Raw genomic sequence first — 7,898 nt, forward strand, 5'->3', positions numbered from 1 at the left:
CCCCGCCGCTACCGGGCGGCGGGGGTGCTGCTGCCGCTGGTCGTCGCCGGCGGCAGCTTTGCCGTGACCTGGGCGCTGCTGCGCCTGCTGGCCCAGGTCAGCCCGTGGCTGGCGGCCGCGGCGGAGGCCGCCCTCATCTGGACGACGATCGCCGCCAAAGGCTTGCGCGAGGCGGGGATGGACGTGGCCGGCCACCTGCTGCGCGGTGACCTGCCCGCCGCCCGCCGCGCGCTCGGCATGATCGTCGGACGCGACACGGCGCACCTGGATGCGCCGGAGATCACGCGCGGCGCCGTCGAGACCGTCGCCGAGAACATCGTCGACGCCGTCGTGTCGCCGCTCGTTTTTGCGCTGCTGGGCGGCGCCCCGCTGGCGATGGCGTATCGGGCGGTGAACACCCTCGATTCGATGGTCGGCTACAAGAACGACAAATACATCGATCTCGGCTGGGCTTCCGCCCGGTTGGACGATATCGCCAATTACCTCCCCGCCCGGCTGACGGCGCTGCTGCTCTACGTCGCAGCATGGGCCTTGCGGCTGGATGCCCGCGGCGCGTGGCGAATGGTGCGCCGCGATGCCGCCAAGCATCCGAGCCCGAACAGCGGCTACCCGGAGGCGGCGGTAGCCGGGGCGCTCGGGGTAAGGTTAGGCGGGGAAAATTCCTACCACGGCGTCGTTTCGTTCCGCGCCTATATGGGCGACAAAACCCGGGAGCTGGCGCCCGGGGACGTGGCGAAGACGGCGAAGCTGATGTTTTGGGCAGCGAATGCAACCGTCATTGCAGGAACGGCGGCATGGATCGCGATCGTCGGCAGCTGGAGTTTGATTTAGTCGGATTCGGTCCGCTGTGTCAACAAGCGGGGCTTGAATTTTGGCTCGAGGCATTGACCGGGAGGTGAACGAAAATGAACGCGGAATGGTGGCTGGTTCGTCATGGTCTCACGGCCTGGAACGCCGAACGCCGATATCAGGGCCACAGCGATCCGCCGCTGCTGCCGGACGAGGCGTCGAGTTTGGCAGAGCTGCGCCGGGAACTGGCGGGGGTGAACTTCGCCGCGGTATATGCCAGCGATTTACGGCGCTGCCGGGAAACGTTGGCTTGGGCCCGTCCGGATCTGCTGGACGGCGCGCAACTGGACCCCCGTTTGCGGGAAATGAATTTCGGCCGGTGGGAAGGCCAAACGTATGAGATGCTGAAGGATGACAAGCGATACCGCGCCTGGATCGATGATCCGCAGGCTGGAACACCCCCCGGGGGCGAATCCTGGCAGGCTTTTCAAGCACGGGTATCTGAAGTAGGCGAGGAGCTTCTGATGCAGACGATAGCGTTAGCGGGAGAGGCCCCTAACTCCAACTTTGGCTCCGGCAGCTTGGCAATCGACCCGTTGCGCAAGCCGGCGTTCCTGCCGCCAACCTTGCGATTGCATCCGCCTTCGCCGCAACCCGCTTCACAACCCGCTGAGTCCGTACGTCTGCTCATCGTGACCCACGGCGGCGTGATCTCGATGCTTTGCTCGCTGCTGCAGCCGGGTCTGGGTTTCTGGGACACCCGGGTTGGGCCGGGCGGCGTTCAACGTTTGTTCTTTCATGGGGAAGGCGAACCTGATATGGAGAAGGAGGGGCATGATGAATGAGTCTGAGATGAAGATGAAGCTAAAGCTTGGCGTGCTGGATTTGGTGCCGAAGCTCCCGGAGACAACGGCAGAGGCGGCGCTCGAACAAGCGATCCGGTTGGCGCGGCAAGCGGAAGAAAGGGGATATCTGCGCTATTGGACGGCGGAGCATCACGATATGGAGGCATTGGCCAGCGCGGCGCCGGAGGTGCTGCTGTCGGCGATTGGAGCGGCTACCCGCCGGATCCGTCTGGGGTCGGGCGCCGTATTGCTCCCGCATTACAGTCCGCTGAAGGTCGCGGAAAACTTCCGGCTGCTGGCGGCCCTGTATCCGGGGCGCATCGATCTCGGGATCGGGAGAGCCCCCGGCGGGGAGGCGCACGCGTCGATGGCTTTAAGCGGCAATTTTCTGGAACGGGTCGGGCGTTATCCGCAACTGGCCAAGGAGCTTTCCGACCTGCTTGCGGATCGTTATCGCTACGAGGACCATCCCGTAACCGCAAGGCCGGTCCCCCAGCTTCCGCCTGAACTCTGGATGCTCGGCACGAATGTCAAAAGCGCGGGGTATGCGGCCGAACTCGGAACGGGATATGTCTTCGGCCAATTTATGAGCGACAGTGACGGAGCCGAAGTCCTGCGGGCCTACCGCGATACCTTCCGCCCCTCCGTCCACCGAGCCGAGCCCTCCGCCATGCTTGCCGTCAGCGTGATTTGCGCGGAGACCGAAGCCCGGGCGGAGGCTTTGGCGGCGCAGGCGGCGGAGGGATTCCGCGCCCGCGGAGGGGCGCCTTTTCAAGGGTTTTCCGGGACAGCCAAGCAAGTCCTAGAACAATTGGGAAACCTGCAACAGAAGTGCCGCAACGACGAGTTCCTGATCGTATCGCTGATCCCCGATTACGAGGAACGGTTGCTCTCCTATCAACTTCTGGCCGAAGCGTCCCGTGTTGAAAAGTTGTAGATTGTACAACATTTTCCCTGGTCTTCAGGGGTTCTGGCCATAATGTTGCAGAAAGTGCAGCATTTTTGCGGGGGAGGGCCCATAATACTGTGAATTGCTGTACGAAATACAGCATTTTGCGGTTGGCAGCTCCCCCATGGGCCCAAAATGTTGTATAAAATACAATATGAGTTCGGCACCAAAACATCAAACGCACCAAACGGTCTCACGAAAGAAGCACCTACTCTAAAGCGCTTATTGCTGATTATGCCACCACACTATTTTAATCCCCTGTAACAGAAGTAGGGGGCGCATCTGTCGCTCGACCGGCCTTCAATCCGGAAGCGAGCAGCAGGACCAAAAATCCCACGGCGACGCCCCACAAACGAAGGCGTTCGAGCCGACCGCGTCCAGTCCTCCGAAATACATCACTTCCCGCAGCCCTCCTGCCGCAAACTGCAGCGGCGTCCGCGAATGAGCTTCGGCTTATGGATTTTATCACCGCAGCGTTTCATTGAATGAGGTTTTAAAATAGGCTTAGAACTTGGTTTATGGGGCATTAAAGATTAGATTGACATATCGCAAAATGTAGATATAATACAAGACATGGATCCAATTGAAGTGTTCAAGGCGTTGTCTAACGAGTCGAGGTTACAGATTTTGCAGTGGCTGAAGGAGCCCGAAAAACATTTTGTGCCCCATGAAGGAGTGGATATGAGGGAAATCGGGGTGTGTGTCAGTCAAGTGACGGATAAGTTGAACATGACACAGTCGACAGCGTCGCAGTATTTGTCCATTCTGCAACGGGCCGGACTGATTCGAACCGAGCGAATCGGCAAATATACGTACTACAAACGCAACGAAGAGAAAATAAGCGAATTAGCTGATTTCTTAAATCAGAAACTCTAATCTGAACTGAATACCTCAAACGTATTCAGTTTTTTTTCGGCCCAACAGATCGACATATTGCGATATATGAATTTATCAAAAGGATCCTCATGTCGGTAACGATTCATACAACAAAAAGAAGGAGAAGTGAACGTATTGTCTAGCACGTGGAAAGTCTATTTATTGGCATTAGTTACTTTTTTGGTGGGTACTTCCGAGTACGTTATTTCCGGCATCTTGGATAAGATCTCGGATACCCTGGGGATTTCCGTTACTTCCGCGGGGCAGTTGGTCACGATTTTTTCTTTTGTGTACGCCATTGGCACCCCGATTCTGATGGCTTTGACTGCCAAGGTGGAAAGACAAAAACTGCTGGTTTGGGCGCTGGGGATCTTCGTGATCGGGAATATCCTGTCTTTCGTTTTACCTGGCTATGCCTCGTTTCTCGCAGCTCGCGTCATCATGGCTCTGGGCGCGGGAATGGTTGTGGTAACCGCATTGGACATCGCTGCGAAAATTGCCGCCCCCGGCAAACAAGCCAGCGCGATTGCTACCGTGGTGATGGGCTTTACGGCCTCCTTGATTATCGGCGTGCCTCTTGGACGTATCGTTGCATCACAACTCGGATGGAAATCGGTTTTTGGTATATTGGCACTGGCCGGTCTGGTGGTTATGTTCGTTCTGTACGCCATCATCCCCCGAGTTCAAGGGGATAAACCGATGCCGTTGTCCAAGCAGCTTGCCTTCTTGAAAAACGGCAACGTAGCGCTGGGGCTTGCGATTACCTTTTTCTGGCTCGGCGGATACTCGATCGCCTACACCTACATTTCACCGTATCTGCTGGATGTTGCCGGATTGAAGGAAGGGATATTGAGCGGAGTGCTGTTGGCTTTCGGCATCGCCAGCCTGCTCGGATCCAAATTCGGCGGTTTCAGCGCGGATAAATGGGGGGTGTTCCCGACACTGTCAGGGGGATTGCTCTTGCACGTCATCGCGCTGCTTCTCCTCTCTCTATCCGTTGCCTATACGCACTCGTGGCAGCTGATTGTCATCCTCCTGATCTTGTGGTCGTTTGCGGCTTGGTCCTCCGGTCCAACGCAACAAGTCAATTTGGTTCGGATTGAACCGAATTATTCTGGAATCATGCTGAGCCTGAACCAATCCATGATGCAGTTGTCCATGGCTGCGGGGGCTGCAATCGGCGGCGTCATGATCGAACGGGTGTCTCTGCCATCCATTACCTGGGTCGGGATGGTTGGTGTCGCTATTGCGATCGTGGTGGCGTCGCTCTTGAGAATGCGAATGAGTGCCGGCAGGGAAGGTATCGGAGAAATGAATTGAAGTTGTACCTGATTGCAAACGACTGTCATGCATCATCTTCCGGTTTTCGGAAGATGATGCATGACAACTAAACGACACGAGGAGCCCCGCCCCCTTCATTCCCAAATCCAAGGAAACAGGGGAAATTCTACATACCTAAAAAAAACCAACCGGATCCCTGAAGTTCGCGCCTTGTTGAAAGCGCTTAAGTACATAATAATGGGTTTATCTTAAACACAGGGGGCATGATTCAATGGTTAATCGGAAGCTATGGAAGAGAACTTCTGCAATCGCTTTAACTGCCGTACTGGCATTGAGCCTGTCGGCATGTGGAGGCGGCGGTGGGAAGAATAACGCGGCGGCGAATGAGCCTGCTGGAAACGGGGGACAGAGCGGAAGCGGAGAGAAGATCACCATCACGTTCCAGAACATCTATCCGGACCCGGCGACTCCGTCCTACAAAACGATTCATGCACTGGTGGAAGAGTATGAGGCGGCACATCCGAATATCCATATTGAGCTTGACACGTTGAATACCGACCAGCAAAAAATCAAGCTTAAAACGCAAGCAGCATCCAAAGAGGTTCCAGACATTACGATTGTGAACCCGGCAGCACAAATGAAACCGTTCGTGGACGCCGGTCTTCTGGCACCGCTGAACGACATGCTGGACCAAAACGGGCTGAAAGACACGTACCAAGAGGGGCTGCTTGATTATTACAGCTTCGACGGCAACGTTTATGCATTGCCAGACGGCAACAACATCGAGGTCGTTTACTATAACAAAGAACTGTTCGAGCAAGCCGGCATCACGAAAGTCCCGGAAACGTTCGACGAATTCCTGGCTGACGTGAAGATTTTCAAAGAAAAAGGCATCACGCCGCTGGCAATCGGGGAGAAGGATTCCTGGACCGGTTCGTTCCTGTTCATGAACATTCTGCTTCGTACAAACGGCGGCCCAGGCTTCCTGCAAGACGTCATGGACGGAAAGAAAACGTTCGAAGATCCGGCCTTCATCGAAGCTGTTGACAAGTTCCAAGAGCTGGTGCAAGCCGGTGCCTTCCCGGACGGCGCAACTTCGATTGACGCTACGGCAGGCGGTAACATTTTCAAATCCGGTCAAGCGGCTATGTGGGTCATCGGTTCTTGGGAAACCGGGGCCATCGACGCTTCGTCCGTTGCAGGTAAAGTGGGAGCGTTCCCGTTCCCGACGGTTAACGGCAAAGGAGACCCCAATGAGTTTATGCTAGCGCCGGGCAGTGCGTTTGCGGTATCGGCGAACAGCGAGCATTTGCAAGAAACGAAGGATTTCTTGAACTTCTTTGCGCTGAACTTCCCGAAGAAGCAATTTGAGAACAAAAACGCGGTTGGCCTTGGTCAAAAAGTTGACGGTGACCTGAAAGCCGCAGGCTACTCTGATCTGGCGATCGAAGTTGCTGAATTGTTCAACAAAGTGAAGGGCGGCGACCTGGCGTTCGACAATACGATGAACCCGGCAACAGCGCAAGTTCACCTCAGCAGCATCCAAAACTTGTTCGTGCAGCAAGTGGATTCCGCTCAAGTGGCCAAAGAGCATCAAACCGCCTATGAAGCCAACAAGCAGTAATTCCTTGAGCTAATCACCCTACCTGATCTTTTTACAAAAAGTTACCTTTCCATCGATGCGAAGTAGCCCTTAACAGCATTCGTGCTAGAGCGCTTCTTCGCATCGCATTTCTATTGGGGGGCGGAGAGATGAAAGTACTGAAGGTGCCCGCACGCACAATAGCCGTCTTCGTATTGCCTTGTCTGTTGTTGTATGTGTGCTTGGTGTTTGTTCCGATACTCGTATCGTTTGGGACCAGCCTGTTGAACTGGGACGGGATCACCACCCCGAAGTTTACGGGGCTGTCCAATTTCCGGGATATGTTCTGGAACGACCCGGTCTTCTGGCCGTCGGTCCGGAGAACGCTGCTTTATGCGGTAGCCTCCATGCTGGAGATTCCGCTTTGCTTGTTTTTCGCTATATTGCTTAGCCGTTATTTGAAAAAGGGGAATACGCTGGCGTCGATCTATTTTACGCCGGTCATTTTATCGGTTGTTATTATCGGACAACTCTGGAAAACGATCTATAACCCGACCTCGATGGGCGGCATGCTGAACGGCGTGCTGATCGCCTTAGGTCTGGACAGTTGGACGCATAACTGGCTGACTGAGCCGAAAATCGCAATGTACAGTCTGTATTTCGTGTCACTGTGGCAGTATTTCGGCTATCATTTGCTCATTCAATATACCGGGGTGCAGAACATTCCGGATGAAATCTATGAAGCTGCAAAAATCGACGGGGCGGAAGGGTTCAAAGCAGACCGTTACATCACGATGCCGCTGATCGTCCCGATCTTCAAAATATCGATCGTCCTGGCGTTTATCGGCTCGTTGCAGGCGTTCGACCTTGTGATGGTCATGACGGCCGGCGGACCTGCGCACGCCACCGACGTCATCTCCACGCATATGTACAACAGCTCGTTCCTGTCTTTGAAATACGGGTACGGCAGCGCGATCGCTACGTTCCTTGTTCTGTTGTGCCTCACATGCACGGCGATCATCAATTCCATCTTCAACAAGCTTGAGCGCAAATACAGCTAGCAAAGGAGGCGAGGTTCATGCGAAAAGTCAAAAAAGGAATCGTCTACGTGCTGTTTGCGATTCCGGTCGTTACCCAGCTGTACCCGCTGTTATGGTTGCTGCTGTATTCCTTGAAGACGAATGAGGAGATCATGGGCGGGAGCTTCTTCGCCTTGCCGAAAGAGCTGCAGTGGCACAACTACCAAGACGCCTACGAGTCGGGGAGCTATTTGAAATATTTATCCAACAGCGTGATCGTTACCGGGATCACCATGATCTGCGTCATTCTGCTCAGCTCGATGGTGGCGTATGCGATTTCGCGGTTCCGCTGGCGGTATGGGAACATGGTCATGACCATCTTTTTGATGGGGATGATGATTCCAATGCAGGCTACGCTGTTGCCGTTGATGGTGATTTTCAAAAACGTTGATATTCTCAACACGCATCTGTCGCTGATTTTGCCGTATATCGCTTTTTCCACTCCGATCTCGGTCTTTATCCTTAGCGGGTTCATGAAGAGCATTCCGGCGGAGATC

At 54.9% G+C, this 7,898-nt stretch carries 8 protein-coding genes; all 8 read left to right on the forward strand.

The window, feature by feature from the left end:
* A partial coding sequence (gene cbiB, locus PBA01S_RS17375) for an adenosylcobinamide-phosphate synthase CbiB (protein WP_127576426.1) occupies window positions 1–831 on the forward strand: 831 nt, incomplete at its 5' end.
* Window positions 832–905: 74 nt separating this feature from the next.
* Window positions 906–1,634, forward strand: coding sequence for a histidine phosphatase family protein (locus PBA01S_RS17380; RefSeq protein WP_127576427.1), 729 nt, complete (start codon window positions 906–908; stop codon window positions 1,632–1,634).
* Window positions 1,624–2,571 carry an MsnO8 family LLM class oxidoreductase gene (locus PBA01S_RS17385; protein ID WP_255315382.1) on the forward strand — a complete coding sequence of 316 codons (948 nt, stop codon included), beginning with the start codon at window positions 1,624–1,626 and terminating at the stop codon, window positions 2,569–2,571. Before PBA01S_RS17380 ends, PBA01S_RS17385 begins: the two co-directional genes overlap by 11 nt.
* A gap of 585 nt (window positions 2,572–3,156) precedes the next feature.
* Window positions 3,157–3,459, forward strand: a complete 303-nt coding sequence (locus tag PBA01S_RS17395; protein WP_028538557.1) for an ArsR/SmtB family transcription factor — start codon at window positions 3,157–3,159, stop codon at window positions 3,457–3,459.
* A gap of 135 nt (window positions 3,460–3,594) precedes the next feature.
* Complete coding sequence (locus tag PBA01S_RS17400) at window positions 3,595–4,779, forward strand: MFS transporter (protein ID WP_085279728.1); 1,185 nt, start codon at window positions 3,595–3,597, stop codon at window positions 4,777–4,779.
* Between the two features lie 232 nt (window positions 4,780–5,011).
* Window positions 5,012–6,364, forward strand: a complete 1,353-nt coding sequence (locus PBA01S_RS17405) for a sugar ABC transporter substrate-binding protein (RefSeq protein WP_127576428.1) — start codon at window positions 5,012–5,014, stop codon at window positions 6,362–6,364.
* Between the two features lie 128 nt (window positions 6,365–6,492).
* On the forward strand, window positions 6,493–7,383 hold the full coding sequence (locus PBA01S_RS17410; RefSeq protein ID WP_016313056.1) for a carbohydrate ABC transporter permease: 891 nt from the start codon (window positions 6,493–6,495) through the stop codon (window positions 7,381–7,383).
* A 17-nt stretch (window positions 7,384–7,400) separates the two neighbouring features.
* The coding region (locus PBA01S_RS17415) for a carbohydrate ABC transporter permease (RefSeq protein ID WP_164744186.1) at window positions 7,401–7,898 on the forward strand (498 nt) is incomplete at its 3' end.

The organism is Paenibacillus barengoltzii NBRC 101215, from assembly GCF_004000745.1.
Classification (GTDB): domain Bacteria; phylum Bacillota; class Bacilli; order Paenibacillales; family Paenibacillaceae; genus Fontibacillus; species Fontibacillus barengoltzii.